This is a genomic window from Geomonas diazotrophica, from assembly GCF_019063885.1.
GTDB lineage: Bacteria > Desulfobacterota > Desulfuromonadia > Geobacterales > Geobacteraceae > Geomonas > Geomonas diazotrophica.
Window position 1 is genome coordinate 907056 of record NZ_CP077684.1, and the last position, 18275, is coordinate 925330.

The 18275-nt window shown below is 63.4% G+C and carries 16 protein-coding genes; 14 read left to right on the top strand and 2 right to left on the bottom strand.

Annotation, left to right across the window (positions count from 1 at the left end):
- The first annotated feature begins 244 nt into the window (after positions 1-244).
- From KP003_RS03945 to KP003_RS03955, 3 genes are read left to right on the top strand one after another with little or no spacing between them, the layout of a single operon-like run.
- Entirely contained in the window at positions 245-3040 is a 2796-nt protein-coding gene (locus KP003_RS03945) for a PAS domain-containing hybrid sensor histidine kinase/response regulator (protein WP_216498515.1), read from the top strand.
- A 2-nt stretch (positions 3041-3042) separates the two neighbouring features.
- Positions 3043-4170: a hybrid sensor histidine kinase/response regulator gene (locus KP003_RS03950; protein ID WP_216498514.1), complete on the top strand. Its 1128-nt coding sequence runs from the start codon at positions 3043-3045 to the stop codon at positions 4168-4170.
- Positions 4171-4213: 43 nt separating this feature from the next.
- Positions 4214-4630 carry a (deoxy)nucleoside triphosphate pyrophosphohydrolase gene (locus KP003_RS03955; RefSeq protein WP_216498513.1) on the top strand — a complete coding sequence of 139 codons (417 nt, stop codon included), beginning with the start codon at positions 4214-4216 and terminating at the stop codon, positions 4628-4630.
- On the opposite strand, the gene KP003_RS03960 is transcribed toward KP003_RS03955, so the two are convergent.
- Positions 4612-5442, bottom strand: a complete 831-nt coding sequence (locus KP003_RS03960) for an HDOD domain-containing protein (protein WP_216498512.1) — start codon at positions 5440-5442, stop codon at positions 4612-4614. The genes KP003_RS03955 and KP003_RS03960 overlap by 19 nt on opposite strands.
- A gap of 220 nt (positions 5443-5662) precedes the next feature.
- Between KP003_RS03960 and mnmA the strand changes: the two genes are divergently transcribed.
- Complete coding sequence (gene mnmA, locus KP003_RS03965; RefSeq protein ID WP_216790647.1) at positions 5663-6742, top strand: tRNA 2-thiouridine(34) synthase MnmA; 1080 nt, start codon at positions 5663-5665, stop codon at positions 6740-6742.
- A 161-nt stretch (positions 6743-6903) separates the two neighbouring features.
- Here mnmA and rdgC read toward each other — a convergent pair whose 3' ends face one another.
- Positions 6904-8097, bottom strand: coding sequence for a recombination-associated protein RdgC (rdgC, locus tag KP003_RS03970; RefSeq protein ID WP_216498510.1), 1194 nt, complete (start codon positions 8095-8097; stop codon positions 6904-6906).
- Between the two features lie 372 nt (positions 8098-8469).
- Here rdgC and KP003_RS03975 point away from each other — a divergent pair, with 372 nt between their 5' ends.
- The 10 genes from KP003_RS03975 (at position 8470) to cmk (ending at position 18275) form a co-directional block, all read left to right on the top strand.
- Entirely contained in the window at positions 8470-8751 is a 282-nt protein-coding gene (locus KP003_RS03975) for a DUF503 domain-containing protein (protein ID WP_216498509.1), read from the top strand.
- Between the two features lie 77 nt (positions 8752-8828).
- Positions 8829-10046 carry an efflux RND transporter periplasmic adaptor subunit gene (locus KP003_RS03980; protein WP_216790649.1) on the top strand — a complete coding sequence of 406 codons (1218 nt, stop codon included), beginning with the start codon at positions 8829-8831 and terminating at the stop codon, positions 10044-10046.
- A gap of 2 nt (positions 10047-10048) precedes the next feature.
- Positions 10049-10738 carry an ABC transporter ATP-binding protein gene (locus tag KP003_RS03985; RefSeq protein ID WP_216498507.1) on the top strand — a complete coding sequence of 230 codons (690 nt, stop codon included), beginning with the start codon at positions 10049-10051 and terminating at the stop codon, positions 10736-10738.
- A complete protein-coding gene (locus KP003_RS03990; protein WP_216790651.1) occupies positions 10739-11905 on the top strand; it encodes an ABC transporter permease in 1167 nt (388 codons plus the stop codon).
- 30 nt (positions 11906-11935) lie between these two features.
- Positions 11936-13093: an ABC transporter permease gene (locus KP003_RS03995; protein WP_216498505.1), complete on the top strand. Its 1158-nt coding sequence runs from the start codon at positions 11936-11938 to the stop codon at positions 13091-13093.
- Between the two features lie 202 nt (positions 13094-13295).
- A complete protein-coding gene (locus tag KP003_RS04000; RefSeq protein WP_216498504.1) occupies positions 13296-14039 on the top strand; it encodes an MJ1433 family protein in 744 nt (247 codons plus the stop codon).
- A gap of 93 nt (positions 14040-14132) precedes the next feature.
- Positions 14133-15212 carry a prephenate dehydratase gene (gene pheA, locus KP003_RS04005; protein ID WP_216498503.1) on the top strand — a complete coding sequence of 360 codons (1080 nt, stop codon included), beginning with the start codon at positions 14133-14135 and terminating at the stop codon, positions 15210-15212.
- 12 nt (positions 15213-15224) lie between these two features.
- A complete protein-coding gene (locus tag KP003_RS04010) occupies positions 15225-16085 on the top strand; it encodes a prephenate dehydrogenase (protein ID WP_216790653.1) in 861 nt (286 codons plus the stop codon).
- 202 nt (positions 16086-16287) lie between these two features.
- Positions 16288-17577: a 3-phosphoshikimate 1-carboxyvinyltransferase gene (gene aroA / locus KP003_RS04015; protein WP_216790655.1), complete on the top strand. Its 1290-nt coding sequence runs from the start codon at positions 16288-16290 to the stop codon at positions 17575-17577.
- Positions 17574-18275, top strand: coding sequence for a (d)CMP kinase (cmk, locus tag KP003_RS04020; RefSeq protein ID WP_216498500.1), 702 nt, complete (start codon positions 17574-17576; stop codon positions 18273-18275). The genes aroA and cmk overlap by 4 nt, the downstream gene beginning before the upstream one ends.

Below are 18275 nucleotides of genomic sequence, written 5' to 3' on the forward strand. Positions count from 1 at the left end.
GTAAAAAGCATAGAGCGTTCCAAAAAGCGGTGTTTGGCGAGGCAAGCGCACCGGTGCAGGGTGCCGGCCGTTGCTTGCCGGCGCGTGACCCGGCTCACCCGTCACTGCTAATTTCATTAATGTTTTGGACGATGCAGCCGATAACGTGGCTATGCCCCTGCAAACGGTGGGGTGACCGCTGCGTCAACCTTTGAAAAGGATGCCGCGGGATACTGTGAGCCTCTCCGGTAGTTAAAGGAGCCCCATGCTTTTTGCCACCCGATCCGCAGCAATCCATAGCCGAAGCACGTTGGCCCTTGGCATCTGCGCGTGTCTGCTGCTGGTCCTGGTCGCGGCCGTCTGCCGTCCCCAGGCCGGGTCGGTGGGAGCCCTGGCCATGGTTTTCGTGGGGGGGCTGCACGCCCTGCGCCTCAAGTGGCGCCGGCAGTCGGAGGAAGAGTTGAGGCGCAGCGAGGAGCAGTTGCGCATCTCGCAGCGCATCGCCCATATCGGGAGCTGGGACTGGGATGTCGCCAGCGGCCGCCTGGACTGCTCCGAGGAACTCTGCCGCATCTTCGCCATCCCTTTCGAGCAAGCGCCGGAAAACTTCCCCGACTTCCTCGACCTGCTCCCGGTTCCGGTGCGGGAGGCGGTGACGGCCGCGGTAGAAAGGGCGCTGTTCGGTGACGATTCCTTCACCGTGGAGTATGCCCTGGTCCGCCCCGACGGCGGCGAGCGTTACCTCTCCGAGGTGGGCGAGGTGTTCCGCGACGATGCCGGAACCGCTCTTCGCGTAGTGAGCGTGGTGCACGACATCACCGAGCGCAAAGAGGCGGAGAGTGCCCTGTTCTTCGAGAAACGCTACCGGGGGCTGATCGAGAACCTGCCTCAACGCATCTTCCTCAAGGACTGCAACCTGGTCTACCTCTCCTGCAACTCCAGCTTCGCCCGCGAACTGGGGCTCGAGCCCAGTGACGTCTTCGGCAAGACCGACTACGAGCTGTTCGAGGAGCCGCTGGCGCGCAAGCGCCAGGAGGAAGACGAGCGGGTGATGGCGGCAGGGACCGCCATAGAGCGCGACGAGCAGCGCGAGCGTGACGGCAAGTGGGTCAGCAAGGCCCTCATCCCACTCAAGGACGACCATGCGCGGGTGTATGCCCTGCTCGGCGTCCTGACCGACATCACCTTCCGCAAGAAGGCAGAGGAACAGCTGAAGGAGAGCGAGGAGCGCTTCCGCAACACCTTCGAACAGGCGGCGGTGGGGATCTGTCACATCGCCCTGAGCGACATCCTGATCCGGATCAACCGGCGCTTTTGCGACATTCTGGGCTACAGCCAGGAGGAACTTTTGGGGTGGACCCTGGAGCAGACCATCCACCCGGACGACCGCGCTGCCGAACAGGGACAGCTCTCCCGGCTGGTCAACCGCGAGATCGACAACTACAGCATCGAGATGCGCCAGCTCAGGAAGGATGGTTCCGTGGTGTGGGTGAACCTCACCAAGTCCCTGGTCTGCGGACCGAAGGGGGAGCCGAAGTATCTGATCGGCGTCATCGAGGACGTGACCGCCAAGCGCGAGGCCCAGGAACTGCGCCGGGAGCGCGACCTGGTGCAGGCAGCCAGCCAGGCCAAGAGCGAGTTCCTGGCCAACATGGGGCACGAGATCAGGACCCCCATGAACGCGGTGATGGGGTTGAGCCGTCTTGCCCTGAAGACCGAACTCATGCCCAAGCAGCGCGGCTACCTGGAGAAGATCTGCTCCGCCAGCAGGACCCTCTTGAACATCATCAACGACATCCTCGACTTCTCCAAGATGGAGGCGGGCAAGCTGGAGCTGGAAAAGACCGAACTGAACCTGCAGGAGATCCTTGGCAACATCTCGGACATGCACCACCTGAAGGCGCAGGAAAAGGGGCTCGACTTCAAGATGCGGCTCGCCCCGGAACTCCCCGGGAAACTCCTGGGCGACCCGCTGCGCCTCACCCAGGTGCTGAACAACCTGATCGGCAACGCGCTCAAGTTCACCAACCGGGGCGAGGTGGTGGTCGCGGTAAAGCCGGTCGGTCAGGAAGACGGGGCGGTGCAGGTCAACTTCTGCGTCCAGGATACCGGCATCGGCATTACTCCCGAGCAGATGGAAAAGATCTTCACCCCCTTCACCCAGGCGGACAGCTCCACCACGCGCCAGTACGGCGGCACCGGCCTCGGGCTCTCCATCAGCCGCCAACTGGTCGAACTGATGGGGGGGGAACTGAAGGTGCAGAGCGTGCCCGGCTCGGGGAGCAGTTTCTCCTTTACGGTGGGATTCGCGATCCCAGCCGCCGGCAAGCCGGTGTCTGAAGCCCGGGAAGATGAGTTGCGCAACCTGAGGCTCCTGGTCCTGGATGGCAATCCCGCCGCGGTGGAGGGGCTTGCGGAGATGTTGCAGGGGCTGCCGGTCGAGCTTCAGGCGGTACCGACTTTCGCCGCCGCCTGCGAGGCGCTCAAGGAGCAGCCGGCGGCGGACCAGATTCCCTTCGACATGGTGGTGATTGACGGTGTTACCGCCGGAGAGGAGGGGCTGGAACAGCTTTCCCGCAGCATCTCGAGCCGGTACCGCAGTGAGGTCGCGGTAGTGGCCACGGTTCCTGCGGACCAACTGGAGACGGTGCAGCAGCTCGGGGACGAGTGGGGGGTGAGCGCCGTCTACGCGGCTCCGGTGCGCCCTTCGCTCCTCGTGGACGGGATGATCCGCGCCTTGGCCCGTACCGCGGCGCACCAGGCGGAACGCGCACCGGCTGTCCCCCCCGTGGCGCGGGCGGTACCTTCGGCACCCGAAGGTCACTTCCTGCCCGACCATTTCGCGGCCGAAAAGACGAAGCTCGAACGCCTGCTGGCCAGGAACAGCCTGGACGCCAAGCGGCAGTTCGACAAGTTCTGCAGACAGGTGCCGAGCGGCCGCTTCACCAAAGAATTGCAGGCGCTCCAGGCCTGCATGGAAAAACTGGACTTCAGGAAGGCACGCCAGCTGTTGGCCATCTTTCCGGCAGGGCAGGAGCACCATCCGGATAACAGGGAGTAGCTATGAAACGCCAGACAGTGATGATAGTCGACGACACCCCCGCCAACATCGAGATCCTGAGCGAGAGCCTCGGGGACGACTACGAACTGTTCTTCGCCACTAGCGGGTTGGACGCCCTGGAACTGATCCGTGCCGACAAACCGGACCTGATCCTTCTGGACATCATGATGCCGGGGATGGACGGGTTCGAGCTCTGCGCCATCCTTAAGGGCGATCCCTCCACGCGCGACATCCCGGTCATCTTCGTGACCGCCATGATCGAGGAGGAGCAGGAGATCAAGGGGCTGGAACTGGGGGCGATCGATTACCTCACCAAGCCGATCAGCCCGCACATCGTCCGGGCGAGGGTGAAAAACCACCTGGAACTGAAGCGATACCGCGATCTTCTCGAGCAGCTGGCGAGCGCGGCGGAGCGTGCCAAGAAGGAGTTCCTGCGCAGCGTAAGCCACGAACTGCGCACGCCGCTCACACCGATCATAGGCATGACCGACCTGGTGCTCAACCAGGAAGAGGATGATAACAAGCGCAAGTATCTGGGGATGGTGCAGAAATCAGCCCTGAGGCTCCTGGGGATCGTGGAGGACCTCATCGAGACCAGCCGGCTGGAAGGGGAGGGGGGAGCGCCCGAGAATGCCACGTTCCACCTGAAGAGCTTCCTCGATATCGTGGTGATGGAGGCCCGGGCCATGGCCGATACCAAGGGGCTTGCCTTCAAGGTCCACCTGGACCCGGCGCTGCCGGAAGCGGTGGTCACCGACCAGGGGATGCTGCACAAGATCCTCGTCATGCTCCTGGGGAATGCGGTCAAGTTCACCCCCCGCGGTGCCGTGGGGCTTGAGGTGCGCCAGCAGGAGGTCGCGGGCGAGCCTATGCTGCAGTTCGCGGTTTCCGATACCGGCGTGGGGATCGACGAGGCGGACCTTGAGCGCATCTTCGGCGACTTCACCCAGTCCGACGGTTCGATCACCCGCTCCTATCCGGGGCTGGGGCTCGGGCTCACCCTGGCGCGGCGCATGACCGAACTGCTGGACGGCAGCATCTGGGCCGAGAACTCCCCCGACGGCGGCTCCGTTTTCCAGCTGCAGATCCCGCTGGTGCTCCCGGACGCCAATAGCATCCCCGCAACTTGAAAAATAGGGACTGCCGGATCATTTGGTGCTATAGTCCGACGCCATGAATACGCAAGAAAGAAAACATGTCCACGTAGCCTGCGCCATCATCGAGCGCGACGGGCTGGTGCTGTCGGCCCGGCGCAGCGCATCCATGAACCTGCCGCTTCGGTGGGAGTTTCCCGGTGGGAAGATAGAGCCCGGCGAGGGGCGCGAGGAGTGTCTGAAACGCGAGCTTGTCGAGGAGATGGGGGTGGAGATAGCGGTGGGGCGCCCGCTCACTCCGACCACCCACCGGTACCCCGGCTTCGATGTGACCCTGTACCCTTACGTCTGCAGCATCGCATCCGGCGAGATCACCTTGTACGAGCATTCCGCCCTGACATGGCTCCCCCCGGAGAGGATGCTGGAGCTGGAGTGGGCCGACGCCGACCTCCCCATCATTCTGGAGTACCAGAACTCTTACAACACCAGTTCCTGAGAATCCTCCAGGACGTCCAGAAGATCGTCCATCTCTTCCTGGCTGAGTTGCAGCATGGCCGCTTCGGTCTGTTCGAAGAGGTCGATCTCCGGGTCGTGCAGCAGGCCGATCCCCTTCATCCGGCACGCCGTGTTCACGAGCCTCACCACTGTCAGCACTATGTCCTGGGTGTCGAAATTCTCGTCGTGGTGGTTGGCGACCACGTTGTAGTACCCCTTGGGCATGTTCCAGTGCTCCATGAGCCGGCACCCCTGCTCGACGTGCAGTTCGGCGAAGATCTCCAGCAGCAAGTCCTCCTCGAGCGCCGCCTGCGCCACCCCCATCTGGTTCAGCCGCTCCAGCGCTTTCAAGAGGTACAGCTTTCCGATGTCGTGCAGAAGCCCCGCCATGTAAGCCTGGTCGCCGTGCTGCGGATAGCCGGCCCGCCGCGCCAGCCAGCGACTGCCTAGGGCGCAGGCATGGCTGTGCAGCCAGAGCGACTGCATGAAGCTGTTGATCGTTCTGTTTTCCGAGGTATGCAAACTCGCCTGCGATGCCGCCATGGAAAGGTTGGCGATCTCCTGCCCCCCAAGCCTTACCACCGCTTCCTTGATGGTCTCGGTCCGGACTCGCCCGATGTACATCGGGGAGTTGGCCATCTTCAGTATCTGGCCGGCCAGCGACTGGTCCTCGTTAGCAAGATCGGTGATCTGGGTCATGGTGAAGTCGGGAGTCTGCAGCAGGTGCAGGATCCTCACCGCGATGGGGTGGAAGACCGGGAGGTCGATCGGCTGCGTACTCAGCAGGCGTCTGATGGTGAGCGACAGGGGCATGGCGATTCTCCTTCGACGGGTACGGACCCGGAAGACAGTTTAATCCACAAAAACCAGGCATCACAATACAAATCGGTCGGCGGCCGTGGAACTTAAGTGGGATCCCGCCCCGGTGGAGACTTCTCGCCGCGACAGGAGAAAAAGGTTGCCTTGGAGCGGCGATTCGGTCAAGTATGGATGCGCAGCAAACCGCAGTAACCCGCAGCATAACGGAGCAGATATGTCAGCAGAGTACAAAGGCAAGAAGGTAGCCGTCGCCATGAGCGGCGGCGTGGATTCATCGACGGTCGCGGCGCTTCTCAAAGAGCAGGGGGCGGAGGTGATCGGCATCAACATGAAGCTGTTTCGGCGCGATGGAGAGGACCCCCAGGCCAAGGGGGACGCCCAGGTCGTTGCCGAATATCTCGGCATAGGGTTCCATCAGGTGCACCTGGAGGAGGAGTTCGGTCGCCTGATCATGGATGATTTCCGCGCCCAGTACCTGGCGGGGGAGACGCCCAACCCCTGCGTGCGTTGCAACAGGTACGTGAAGTTCGGGCTGTTGCTGGACAAGGCGTTGGAACTGGGCGCCGATTACCTCGCCACCGGCCATTACGTGAGGACCAGCAAGGACGAAGGCGGGACCTGGCACCTGCTCAAGGCGGCCTATCTGGCCAAGGACCAGTCCTACTTTCTCTACACCCTCACCCAGCGGCAACTGGCCCGCGTCATCTTCCCGCTGGGGGATATGCCGAGCAAGGACGAGGTGAGAAGGCTGGCCGCCGGCTTCGGGATCCCGGTGGCGCAGAAGAGCGACAGCCAGGAGATCTGCTTCGTCCCCGGCGACGATTACGTCGCCTTCCTGGAAAAGGGGGGCGGGCTCCAGGGGAGAAGCGGCGAGATCGTGCATGTGAACGGAACCGTGCTCGGGCGCCACAACGGCACCCACCGCTACACCATCGGGCAGAGAAGGGGATTGGGGATCGCCTGGAAGGAGCCGCTCTACGTGGTCGCCATCGACGCGGCCGACGCCAGGGTCGTGGTCGGCGAGGTCGGGGGGTTGCTCGCTGCGGGACTTGTGGCCTGCGATCTGAACTGGGTGGTCCCCGTCGCGGGGGACGCGGTGCAGACCACGTGCAAGATCCGTTACCGGCAGCAGCCCGTCGACTGCCGGGTGAAGCTTTTGGGGGAAGGGATGGGCGAAGTTTTTTTTGCCGAGCCGCAGAAGTCGGTGACCCCGGGGCAGTCGGTGGTCTTCTACCAGGGGGATGAACTGGTGGGGGGCGGCCGCATCGTGAAAGCGCTGCATGTAGGGGAGTAGCCGACCTCGGCAGGTATCTGGGAACTGTAGGGGCAAATGATCATTGCCCTGCGCTGCCCCGCAGATCTGCACCATGGCTACCGCACCGGATGCACGAAGGGCGCAGGGGAGATTCCCCGGCGCCCTTTTGCTTTACCCGTGATGCAATTCCGCCGCAGCGGTTAGGCGAGTTGGCTGTTGCAGAAGCTGCAGACGTTGAGCCATTTCTGGATGGCCTCCGACTCCTCCGCCCATCCGTTCCCCAGCCTCAGCTTCAGGAAGGTCGCGAACACCGAGTTGAAGAGCTGGGTCCCTTTCTCAAGCAGCAGCATCCTCTCGAAGAAGACCGCCTCCCGCTCCATCGCCTCGTCCACCGTGCTGTCCTTCTCCAGCTTGACCGCCGGAGACTTGAAGGACGCGAAGTGGAACAGCTCACCCTTCAACGTCAGCTTGTAGTGGTCGTCCCCCGCCTCCAGGTGCAGCGTCGCCTCGGTGATCTGCTTCTTGTTCAAGAGCGCGCTTCTCACCTCGTTGAAGTGGTCCTGCGGACCGGCCACCGTGATCTTCTGCGCGCCGTTTTCGCCGGAGCCAAGCAGCACCACGCGGTCGTCCAGGTACGACACGAAGGGCTCCTGGGCGAGCAGCACGCCCGGCTGGTTCACGCTGTACTCGGAGGACTCGTTCATGGTCTGGTACATGAGCCAGAGCATGAAGTCGGTCCCCAGCCACTGGTTCTCCTTGATCAGTTCCAGGTAGTTGTCGCCGCCGGCCTTGTTGGCCTGCTGCAGCAGTACCTTGTTCCCCTCGTCCAGCACGCTCTCGGCACGGGCGTAGGGATGGAAGGCGGAGACCCTGAGCCCCTCGAAGGTCTTCTTGAACATCTCCTCGAAGAGCTCGATGACCTTGGGAGAGAGCGAGCTGAAGGTGAGGATGCCGCTCTTCGTGTCCCAGACCGCGTCGTAGGTGGCCGGGGTGGGGAGTGTCTGCGACAGGAGCATGGCGTGCACCGCCTCCTTCAGGTCCTCCCGCTTCTGTTTGGGGACCTTGGCGAAGTTCGGGTTCTCCGCGAGGAACTCCTCCTTGGCCTTCTCGAGGTGCGCCTTCAGGACCGCGGAGGGGACGGAGCGCTTGTCGCGGCGCAGCGTGAACATGAAATAGTGCTCGCGGCAGCAGGCCGCGGGGGAGTCGAAGTCGGCTATTCTGGGGTCGTCCAGATGCGCCCAGCCGACCGAGGTTTCCTCGGTTCCCTGGTCGATCGGGTTGAACCTGTTCGCTGCCAGCTGCTTGGTGACCCAGGCGTAAAGCTCTTCCTGCGGCGGTAGATCTCCCTGGACCTTGAAGTGGCAGACGCTTACTGTGTTGGCGAGGATGCCCATCGATGTTTCTCCTTCGGTTTGCGTTTCTTGTTTCCCGCGCGGGCGGGACAGCATGGATACACCTTTTGCCTTTGAGGGGCAAGTTAAAAAGGGTAAAAGCCAACGGTTCCCGCTTCCGGCTCGGCTTTTTGGGCCGGGTAGGGGACGCCACCGGAACTCATGGTGATCCCGACGGAAGGACGGCAATCAGGATCAGTACGAACTTCTTCATGTCGCCTCCGTTTAGAGCGGCGCCAGTGTACTCAATTTGCCGCGCCAAAACAACACGTAACCGGCCCCCGTCACCACACGAGCCGCATACCGGGTCGCCTGCTCCAGCAATTACTCCGATGTGGTAGAATCGCTGCATTGTCTTTGTCAAAGGAGGACCCGATGCACGTTGCGCTGCTGCAGATGAGGCTGTTGCTGCCAAGCCGCACGCTCAAGGAGAAGAGGGCGATCGTGAAGAGCGTGCTGGCCCGTGCGCGCAACCGGTTCAACGTCGCCTGTTCCGAGAGCGCCCTGAACGACCAACCAGCCGATGCCGAGCTCTGTTTCGTCACGGTCGCCCCAAACCCCACCCGCGCCAGGCAGCTCCTGCAGGAACTTGAGTACTGGCTGGTCTCGGAACGGCCGGACCTGCAGATCATCGACCTGCAGGTCGAAGAGCTGTAGCAGCATTGTGGCTTTCCACCCATTCGAAAATGTGTTAGCTTCCGCTTCTATGAAATCGCTAATCGGGGTGACCCTGCATGGCACAAGATGACCTGAACAGACTGACCATCGACAAGCAACGCCACACCCCCGCCGGAGGCGCCGGCAAGAAGCGGCGCACGCAGGTCGTGACGGTGCTGGTGCTTTTGGCCCTGGTGCTGGCGATCTGGACCGTGGCGGCGAGGCGCAGCGTCGAGGTGGAAGTGGCCACCGTGTCCCTCATCTATCCCTCGCAGACCATCTCCCTTTTGAACGCGAGCGGCTACGTGGTGGCCCAGAGAAAGGCGGCGGTGGCCTCCAAGGCAACCGGTAGGCTGGAATGGCTCGGGGTGGAGGAGGGGAGCGTGGTGCGGGCGGGGCAACTTCTGGCACGGCTCGAAAACCGTGATGTGGCTGCCGAAAAGGGGCAGGCCTCGGCGACGCTTTCGGCTGCGCGGGACAACCTCGATCAGGCCAGGGTGGAGCAAAAGGATGCCGCCCGGGCTCTCTCACGGGCGAAGGAGCTGATCGGCCAGGGGATCATCGCCCAGGCGGATTACGATACCGCCGAGGCCCGCTACCAGCGCGCGGTCGCCGCAGTCGCCGCAGCCCAGGCCAATATCAGCGGAGCGCAGAGCGCCCTGCGGGGTGCGGAGGCGTCCCTTGACTACACGCTGATCCGCGCCCCCTTCGACGGCGTGGTGCTCACCAAGAACGCCGACGTCGGCGACATCGTCTCGCCGCTTGCCGCCTCTGCCAACGCCAAGGCTGCCGTCGTCACCATGGCCGACATGGGGTCGCTGCAGGTGGAGGCCGACGTATCCGAGGCCAACCTGGCCAAGGTCAAGGTGGGGCAGCCGTGCGAGATCCTCCTCGATGCCCTGCCGGACGTACGGTTCCGCGGCGCGCTCTACACCATAGTCCCCACGGCCGACCGCAGCAAGGGGAGCGTCATGGTGAAAGTCCGCTTCCTGGACAAGGACACGCGCATCCTCCCCGAGATGAGCGCGAAGGTCGCCTTCCTGGAGCGCGAGATGAAGCAAGGGGAGGGGACCCCGCGCGTCGCCGTCTCCCCGACGGCCGTGGTCCGCCGCGACGGCAGGGATTACGTCTTCAAGGTGGTGCAGGGCCGGGTGCAGCTGACCCCGGTGGTCCTTGGGGGGAAGATGGGCGACCTGGTGCAGGTCGCATCCGGCGTCAAGGCCGGAGAGCGGATCGCCACGAAGCCCCTGGACAAGCTGCGTGACGGCAGCCGCGTCAAGACGGCGGAAAAGTAGCCATGGCCGAAGCGAGCGAGCCGATCGTCCGTATCAGGAACCTCTCCAAGGCCTACCGCCGGGGCGCCCAGATCATCCCCGTCCTCACCGGTATCAACTTCGACATCGCCCGGGGCGAATTCGTCGCCCTCATGGGTCCTTCCGGCTCCGGCAAGAGCACGCTCCTCAACCTGATAGCCGGCATCGACAGCGCCGATGAGGGCTCCATCCAGGTGGCCGACGTCGAGATCACGACGCTTGGTGAAAGCGATCTCGCCAGCTGGCGCGCCGGCAGCGTCGGCTTCATCTTCCAGTTCTACAACCTGATCCCGGTGCTGACCGCCTTCGAGAACGTGGAGCTCCCCCTTTTGTTGACCCACCTGAACCGGCGCGAGCGGCGCGAGCACGTCGAGGCGGTGCTGGACGTGGTCGGGCTCGCCGACCGGATGGACCACTACCCCTCCCAGCTTTCCGGCGGCCAACAGCAGCGGGTCGCCATCGCCCGCGCCATCGTCACCGATCCCGAGATCCTGGTGGCGGACGAGCCGACCGGGGACCTGGACCGTGTCTCAGCCGAGGAAATCCTTCAGCTCATGGACCGCCTGGTGCGGGAGTTCGGCAAGACCGTGGTCATGGTGACCCACGACCCCCGCGCCGCCGAGAAAGCCCACATCATCCGTCACCTGGAGAAGGGCGAACTGAGCGTGACCTAGATGGGCATTCCCTATTCCTACAGCTTCCGCAATCTTTGGACCAGGCGCCTCACCACCGTCCTCACCGCGAGCGGCATGGGGCTCGTCGTCTTCGTCTTTGCCGCGACCCTCATGCTGACCGAGGGGCTGCAAAAGACCCTGGTGCAGACCGGATCCAGCGACAACGTGGTGCTGCTCAGGAAATCCTCCAACTCCGAGGTGCAAAGCGCGGTGGAGAGGGACCAGGCTTCCCTGCTGGAGAGCCAGCCCGAGATAGCCGTGGGGGCGGATGGGGAGCCGCTGCTGGCCAAGGAGCTGGTGGTTCTGATCAACCTGAAAAAGCGGGTGGGGGACAAGCCTTCCAACGTGATCATCCGCGGCATCGACCCGGCCTCGTTGAAGTTGCGCCCTGCGGTCCGCCTGAAGGAGGGGCGCATGCCGCGTCCCGGTTCCGCCGAGGTCGTCGCCGGAGAGAGCGTGGCGCGTCGCTTCAAGGGGTGCGGTCTTGGTGAGGCGCTTCGTTTCGGGATGCGCGACTGGCGTGTCGTCGGCGTATTCGATGCCGGTGCCACCGGGTTCTCCTCCGAGATCTGGGGGGACCGCGACCAGATGATGCAGGCGTTCAGGCGGCCGGTGTATTCCTCGATCATATTCCGGTTGCGCGACACCACCGCCTTCGACGCCTACAAGGCGCGGATAGAATCGGACCCGCGGCTCACCGTCGAGGCGAAGCGGGAGACCCGCTACTACCTGGACCAGTCCGAGGCCATGGCGAAGTTTCTGCGCATCCTGGGGCTCGTGCTCACCGTCGTCTTCTCCATAGGCGCGGTGATCGGGGCGACCATCACCATGTACGCCGCCGTCGCCAATCGGGTCACGGAGATCGGGACCTTGCGGGCCCTTGGCTTTCAGAGAAAGAGCATCCTCTCCGCGTTCATCGTCGAGGCGCTCCTGCTCGGGTTGTGCGGAGGGGTGCTGGGGTTGTTTGCCGCCTCCTTCATGCAGCTCATAACCATTTCCACCATGAACTGGGCCTCTTTCTCCGAGTTGGCGTTTTCCTTCACGCTCAACGTCAGCATAGTCTGGAAGTCGCTGTTGTTTTCAGCCGTCATGGGATTGGTGGGCGGGGTGTTGCCCGCCTTCCGGGCCTCGCGGATGAAGATAGTGGAGGCGCTGCGGGCCACGTGAAAAAACGTGGTGGGTGGTTTTGAGGTTTTGATGTTTATCCTGAAATACATCCTCAGGAATCTCTTCCGGCACCGGCTCCGTTCCATCCTCACCGTCGTGGGGGTGGCCGTGGCGGTGCTCGCCTTCGGCCTCTTGCGCACCCTGGTCGGCCTTTGGTACTCCGGCGCCGAGCACGCCTCGGACACGCGGCTCGTCACCCGTAACGCCATCTCCCTCGTCTTCCCGCTCCCCATCTCCTACCTCGAACGTATCCGGGGCGTATCCGGGGTCACCACGGTCTCCTACGGCAGCTGGTTCGGCGCCTACTACAAGGAGCCCAAGAACTTCTTCGCCAACTACGCCATCGAGCCCAAGGGGTACATGGAGCTCTACCCGGAGTTCATCCTCTCTCCCAAGGAGAAGAACGATTTCCTCCTGGACCGCAAGGGGTGCATCGTCGGGGAGCGCCTGGCCCGCACCTACGGCTGGAAGGTCGGTGACCTGATCACCCTGAAGGGGACCATCTACCCGGGTCAATGGGAGTTCGTGCTGCGCGGCATCTACCACGGCAAGGAGAAGGCGACCGAGGAGCGCATCCTCCTCTTCCACTGGAACTACCTGAACGAGACCATGCGCCAGACCGTTCCCCGGCGCGCCGACCAGGTCGGCTACTTCATCGTCGGGGTGAAAAAGCCCGAACTCGCCCCGGATGTGGCCCTCGCCATAGACTCGCTTTTCAAGAACTCGCTGGCGGAGACCCTGACGGAAACCGAGAAGGCCTTCCACATGAGCTTCGTGTCCATGACCGAGGCGATCATGATCGCCATCCAGATCGTGTCGTACATGGTGATCGCCATCATCATGGTGGTGGCGGCCAACACCATGGCCATGACGGCGCGCGAGCGGATCGGCGAGTACGCCACCCTGAAGACCCTCGGCTTCAAGGGGGGGCACCTGGCGGGGCTGATCTTCGGGGAATCCGTCGCCATCTCCTTTCTCGGTGGCGTACTCGGCGTCGTCGCCACCTTCCCGGCAGCGAGCTGGATCGAGACCGAGCTCGCCCAGTTTTTCCCCTACTTCAGCGTTTCCAGCGAGACGCTGCTGCTCGAATTGCTGGCCGCCCTCTCGGTCGGCGTCGTTTCGGGCATTTTCCCCACCTGGCGCGGCGCCACCATCCGCATCGCCGACGGCCTGAAACGGATCGGGTAAAGCTCGAAAAGCTGCAACGCAAAGGCGCCGAGCCGCAAAGGCGCGAAGAAAAACCAATTTCTTGTAATTACCCCCGAAAAACAGTATAAGAACTCCCCTCTGAGGTGCGTCCCCTGTCGCCGGACGTACTCTTTGCGGCTTTGCGCCCTGGCGCCTTTGCGTTAGGCTTTTGCCTCACCGCTTTTGATCCTAGGAGGTTTGTTTGAGATTCTTGCGTCTGCCCAAGGACCGCATCGTCTGGCTGCTGCTCCTGGTCTCCCTGATCCTGTACCTCGCCGACTATTTCCTGTTCCCCCGCGCCGAGGAGATCGGTTTCAACTTCATGTCCAACGTGGCCTTCCTCCCGGTCTACGTCCTCTTCGTGACGCTGATGATCGAGCGGGTGCTCAAGGAGCGCGAGCGCGAGGCGATGATCAAGAAGCTCAACATGGTGATCGGGATCTTCTTCAGCGAGGTGGGGTCCCCGCTGCTGCGCGACCTGCACGACTTCTACCCCGACGGCGAGGAACTCTCCAAAAAACTCGGGGTCACGGTGCGCTGGCGCGAGGAGGATTACCGCGCGGCCAGGGAATTCCTCAAGCAACACGAAATCCGTCCCGATTCCCGCGCCGGCGACCTCGCCGCCCTCAGGGCTTTCCTGTCCGAAAAGAAAGGGGTCATGCTCTCCCTCATGGAGAACCCGAACCTGTTGGAGCACGAATCCTTCACCGACCTGCTTTGGGCTGTTTTCCACCTGATCGAGGAACTGCAGGCTCGCCGCTCCCTTACCGGACTCCCCGCCAGCGACATGGACCACCTGAGCGGCGACATGAAACGCGTACATACCTACCTCCTCATGGAGTGGCTCTCCTACATGGCGCACCTGCAGAAGGACTACCCCTACCTCTTCTCGCTCGCGGTCCGCATGAACCCGATGAACCCGGAGGCGCACCCCGAGGTGACCTGAGAAAGAGAAAAAAGTTGCATATTTGCGACGGGTGCCTTATAAATATCAGCTCCGCAAAAAGCCACTATCCCTCCTGAAAGGTGACCGAAAGCTTTGAAAGAAAAGCAGACTCTGGCAAAACTCCGTCAGGAAATAGATGCGGTGGACGATCGCATCCTGGAACTTCTCAACGAGCGGGCCAAGCTCGTGATGCAGGTCGGCGCGGTAAAGACCGAAAACCGCAGCGACTTTCACGTGCCCAGCCGCGAGAGGGAGATCTACGAGCGTCTCGCCGCTGCGAACCCCGGCCCCTTCCCGGCCGAGGCGGTGCGCGGCGTTTTCCGCGAGATCATCTCGGCGTCGCTGGCGCTGGAAAAGCCTTTGAAGGTCGCCTTCCTGGGGCCCAACGCCACCTTCAGCCACCTGGCCGCCATGCAGCATTTCGGCCTTTCCGCCTCGCTTTCGCCGGAGCGTTCCATCCCGGCCGTGTTCGAGGCGGTGGAGAAGGGCGAGGCGTACTACGGCGTGGTCCCGGTGGAGAACACCACCGAAGGGATGATCTCCCACACGCTCGACATGTTCATGGAGAGCGAGCTGAAGATCAACGCGGAGGTCCTTTTGGAGGTGTCTCACTTCCTGCTCTCCAGGACCGGCCGCTTCGAGGACATCAAGAAGGTCTACTCGCACCCGCAGCCCCTGGCCCAATGCCGCAAGTGGCTCGCCGAGAACCTCCCCAACGTCCCCCTGGTCGACGTCGCCTCCACGACGCTCGCCGCCCAGATCGTGGCCGAGGACTACACCGCTGCGGCCATCGCCAGCGAGTACGCATCCTCCATCTACAACCTGAAGATCGTCAAGGCCCGCATCGAGGACCAAGTGAACAACTTCACCAGGTTCCTGGTCGTCGGCCGGAAGATGGCCGACCGCAGCGGCGACGACAAGACCTCGCTCATGTTCTCGGTGCGCGACGAGCCGGGGATTCTGCACCGGATGCTGGAGCCCTTCGCCAAGCGCGGCATCAACCTCTCCAAGATCGAGTCCCGCCCGCTCAAGAAGAAGGCGTGGGAATACATCTTCTACCTCGACCTCTCCGGGCACATCTCCGATCCCGCCGTCGGCGAGGCGGTGCAGGATCTCTCTACCTGCTGCCAGTTCGTGAAGGTTCTGGGATCGTACCCCCGGGCGCGTCAGTGAGGGGGGCGTAGCATGGTCTATTTCAAGAAAATGGCCGTGATCGGCGTCGGTCTCATCGGCGGTTCCCTGGCCCGCGTCCTGCGCGAGAAGGGGGCTGTGGGCGAGGTGGTTGGCGTCGGGCGCGGCGAAGCGAACCTTAAACGCGGCGTCGAGCTTGGTGTCCTGGACAGCTACACCACCGATGCCAGGGAAGGTGTAGCCGGGGCCGATCTCGTCTTCGTCGCGACGCCGGTCTGCACCATACCGAACGTGGTCGCCGAGATAGCGCCCTGCCTGGCCCCCGGATGCATCGTCACCGACGGCGGCAGCGTCAAGGAGACCGTGGTGTCGGCCTGCGAGTCGCTCATGCCGGAAGGGACCTTCTTCGTCGGCGGGCATCCCATCGCCGGGACCGAGCATTCCGGCGTCGAGGCCTCCTTTTCCACCCTGTACATGGGAAGGCGCTGCATCGTTACCCCCACCCCCAACACCGATCCGGTCGCGTTGGAGAAGGTGGTCGAGCTCTGGAAGATCGCCGGTTCAACCGTGCCGCTGATGGATCCCGTGCAGCACGACCTGGTGGTAGCCGCGATCTCGCACCTGCCGCACATGGTAGCCTACTCTCTGGTGAACGCGGTGGATGGTTACGACCGTTTCGGCGGCGATCTCCTCTCCTTTTCCGCCGGCGGTTTCAGGGATTTCACCCGGATAGCCTCCTCGGATCCGGTCATGTGGCGCGACATCGCCCTCACCAACCGTGAGGCGATATTGGAGATGATGGACTTCTTCTCCGTGTACCTGGAGAAACTGCGAACCCTCGTTGCCGAAGGCGATGCCGACGGCCTGCAGGCCTTCTTCCTGAACTCGAAACAGAAGCGGGACGCGATTCTTTAACGGCAGGGGCTGGTGACTGGTGACTGGTGACTGGTGACTGGTGACTGGTGACTGGTGACTGGTGACTGGTGACTGGCAGGTCGGACTAGCGGCTGGGGATAAATAACCGACGTGGGTAGGGTGAGTTGGAACTAGAGGAGCCGGCGTATGTTTTCGCTAGTCCCTGGCCCCCAGCCCCTAGCCCCGCCTTTGAGGTGTTCACATGCAAAGCTACACCGTTCAACCCGCCAAGGGAGTGCGCGGCGAGATCCGCGTCCCCGGCGACAAGTCCATATCGCATCGCTCCATCATGTTCGGCTCCATCGCCAACGGCGTGACCAAGGTCTCGGGCTTTTTGCGCGGCGAGGACGCCCTCGCCACCCTGGAAGCCTTCCGCGCCATGGGCGTCCAGATCGACGACGACGGCGAGACGGTAACCATCGTGGGCAAGGGTCTGCACGGGCTCGAGGAGCCGACCGACGTGCTGGACTGCGGCAACTCCGGCACCTCTATGAGGCTCCTCACCGGGCTTCTCGCCGGGCAGAGCTTCTTCTCGGTACTTTCGGGCGACAAGTACCTGCGCGCCCGCCCCATGAAGCGCGTGGTCGGGCCGCTCTCCAAGATGGGCGCCCGCATCGGCGGCCGCGCCGGCGGCGAAAAGGCCCCGCTCGCCATCCAGGGGTCGCAACTCAAGGGAATCGAGTACGACTCCCCGGTCTCCAGCGCCCAGGTGAAATCCGCCATCATGCTGGCCGGGCTCTATGCCGACGGCGAAACCGTGGTGCGCGAGCCGCACCTCTCCCGCGACCACTCGGAGCGGATGCTGCGCGCCTTCGGGGCCAACGTGGAGACCTTCCCGGGAGGCGTGAAGGTTCGCGGCGGCGCAGAACTGACCGGACGCGACATCGTCGTTCCCGGCGACATCTCCTCGGCCGCCTTCTTCATGGTCGCCGCGCTGATCGTCCCGGGTGCTGAACTTGTCATCCGCGGGGTCGGCGTCAACCCGACCCGCACCGGCATCATCGACATCCTCAAGGGTATGGGCGGCGACCTGGAACTTTTGAATGAGCGCGACGAGACCGGCGAGCCGGTGGCGGACATCCGGGTGCGTTACTCGCAGCTGAAGGCCATGGAGATCTCCGGGGAGGTGGTGCCCCGCGCCATCGACGAGTTCCCGGCCATCTGCGTGGCGGCATCGCTCGCACAAGGGACCACCGTGGTGCGCGGCGCCTCCGAATTGCGGGTCAAGGAGACCGACCGGATCGCCGCCATGGCGGACAACCTGAAACGGGCCGGGGTCAGCGTGGTGGAGACGCCGGACGGGATGGAAATCACCGGCGTGCCCGCCCTCAAGGCTTGCGCCGCCGACAGCTTCGGCGATCACAGGATCGCCATGTCCATGATGGTGGCAGGACTGGTCGCACAGGGGGAGACCACGATCTCCGATGTCGACTGCATCGCCACCTCGTTCCCCGGCTTCCGTGAACTTCTCGAGGGGGTAGTGCAGCGTTGAGTGCAGTGAGAGAAAACGGAGTAATCGTAGCGATAGATGGTCCCTCCGGGGCCGGGAAAAGCAGCCTTACCAAGCTTTTGGCCCGGCGCCTCGGCTACATCCACATCGATACCGGCGCCATGTTCCGCGCCGTCGCCCTCATGTCCAAGCGGGCCGGCATCGCAAGCGATGACGATGCGGGACTGGCCGAGCTTTGCCGCGGGTTGGAAATCACCTTCGTGAGGGACGGCGAGAACTGCCGGGTGCTGGCCAACGGCGAGGACGTCTCCCGGGAGATTCGCAGCGAGGAGATCGGTCTTCTTACCTCCGCCATCTCGGCAAGAAAGCCGGTTCGCGAGGCGCTTTTGATCATGCAACGCGCCATGGGGGCGAAGGGGGGCGTCATCCTCGAGGGGCGCGACATCGGCACCGTGGTATTCCCGGACGCCGAAGTGAAATTCTTCCTCTCCGCGAGCGCCGAGGAACGCGGCCGGCGCCGCTACCTCGAACTGGCCGCCCGAGGCGATCAGGCAACCCTCGAGGAGACCATCGCCAAGGTGATCCAGCGCGACCGTCAGGACGAGGGGCGCGAGCACGCACCGCTCAAACAGGCCGAGGACGCGCTCCCCATAGACTCAACCAGCCTCTCCATCGATCAGGTGCTGACGGTCATGGAGAACGCCGTGCGCGAGCGCTTGGTGCAGGGCGACAAGGGGTAA

Bases quoted from the DNA above. Each gene is read 5' to 3' on its own strand.
- KP003_RS03945 (WP_216498515.1), top strand. From the start codon at position 245: ATGCTTTTTGCCACCCGATCCGCAGCAATCCATAGCCGAAGCACGTTG.
- KP003_RS03950 (WP_216498514.1), top strand. From the start codon at position 3,043: ATGAAACGCCAGACAGTGATGATAGTCGACGACACCCCCGCCAACATC.
- KP003_RS03955 (WP_216498513.1), top strand. From the start codon at position 4,214: ATGAATACGCAAGAAAGAAAACATGTCCACGTAGCCTGCGCCATCATC.
- KP003_RS03960 (WP_216498512.1), bottom strand. From the start codon at position 5,442: ATGCCCCTGTCGCTCACCATCAGACGCCTGCTGAGTACGCAGCCGATC.
- mnmA (WP_216790647.1), top strand. From the start codon at position 5,663: ATGTCAGCAGAGTACAAAGGCAAGAAGGTAGCCGTCGCCATGAGCGGC.
- rdgC (WP_216498510.1), bottom strand. From the start codon at position 8,097: ATGGGCATCCTCGCCAACACAGTAAGCGTCTGCCACTTCAAGGTCCAG.
- KP003_RS03975 (WP_216498509.1), top strand. From the start codon at position 8,470: ATGCACGTTGCGCTGCTGCAGATGAGGCTGTTGCTGCCAAGCCGCACG.
- KP003_RS03980 (WP_216790649.1), top strand. From the start codon at position 8,829: ATGGCACAAGATGACCTGAACAGACTGACCATCGACAAGCAACGCCAC.
- KP003_RS03985 (WP_216498507.1), top strand. From the start codon at position 10,049: ATGGCCGAAGCGAGCGAGCCGATCGTCCGTATCAGGAACCTCTCCAAG.
- KP003_RS03990 (WP_216790651.1), top strand. From the start codon at position 10,739: ATGGGCATTCCCTATTCCTACAGCTTCCGCAATCTTTGGACCAGGCGC.
- KP003_RS03995 (WP_216498505.1), top strand. From the start codon at position 11,936: ATGTTTATCCTGAAATACATCCTCAGGAATCTCTTCCGGCACCGGCTC.
- KP003_RS04010 (WP_216790653.1), top strand. From the start codon at position 15,225: ATGGTCTATTTCAAGAAAATGGCCGTGATCGGCGTCGGTCTCATCGGC.
- aroA (WP_216790655.1), top strand. From the start codon at position 16,288: ATGCAAAGCTACACCGTTCAACCCGCCAAGGGAGTGCGCGGCGAGATC.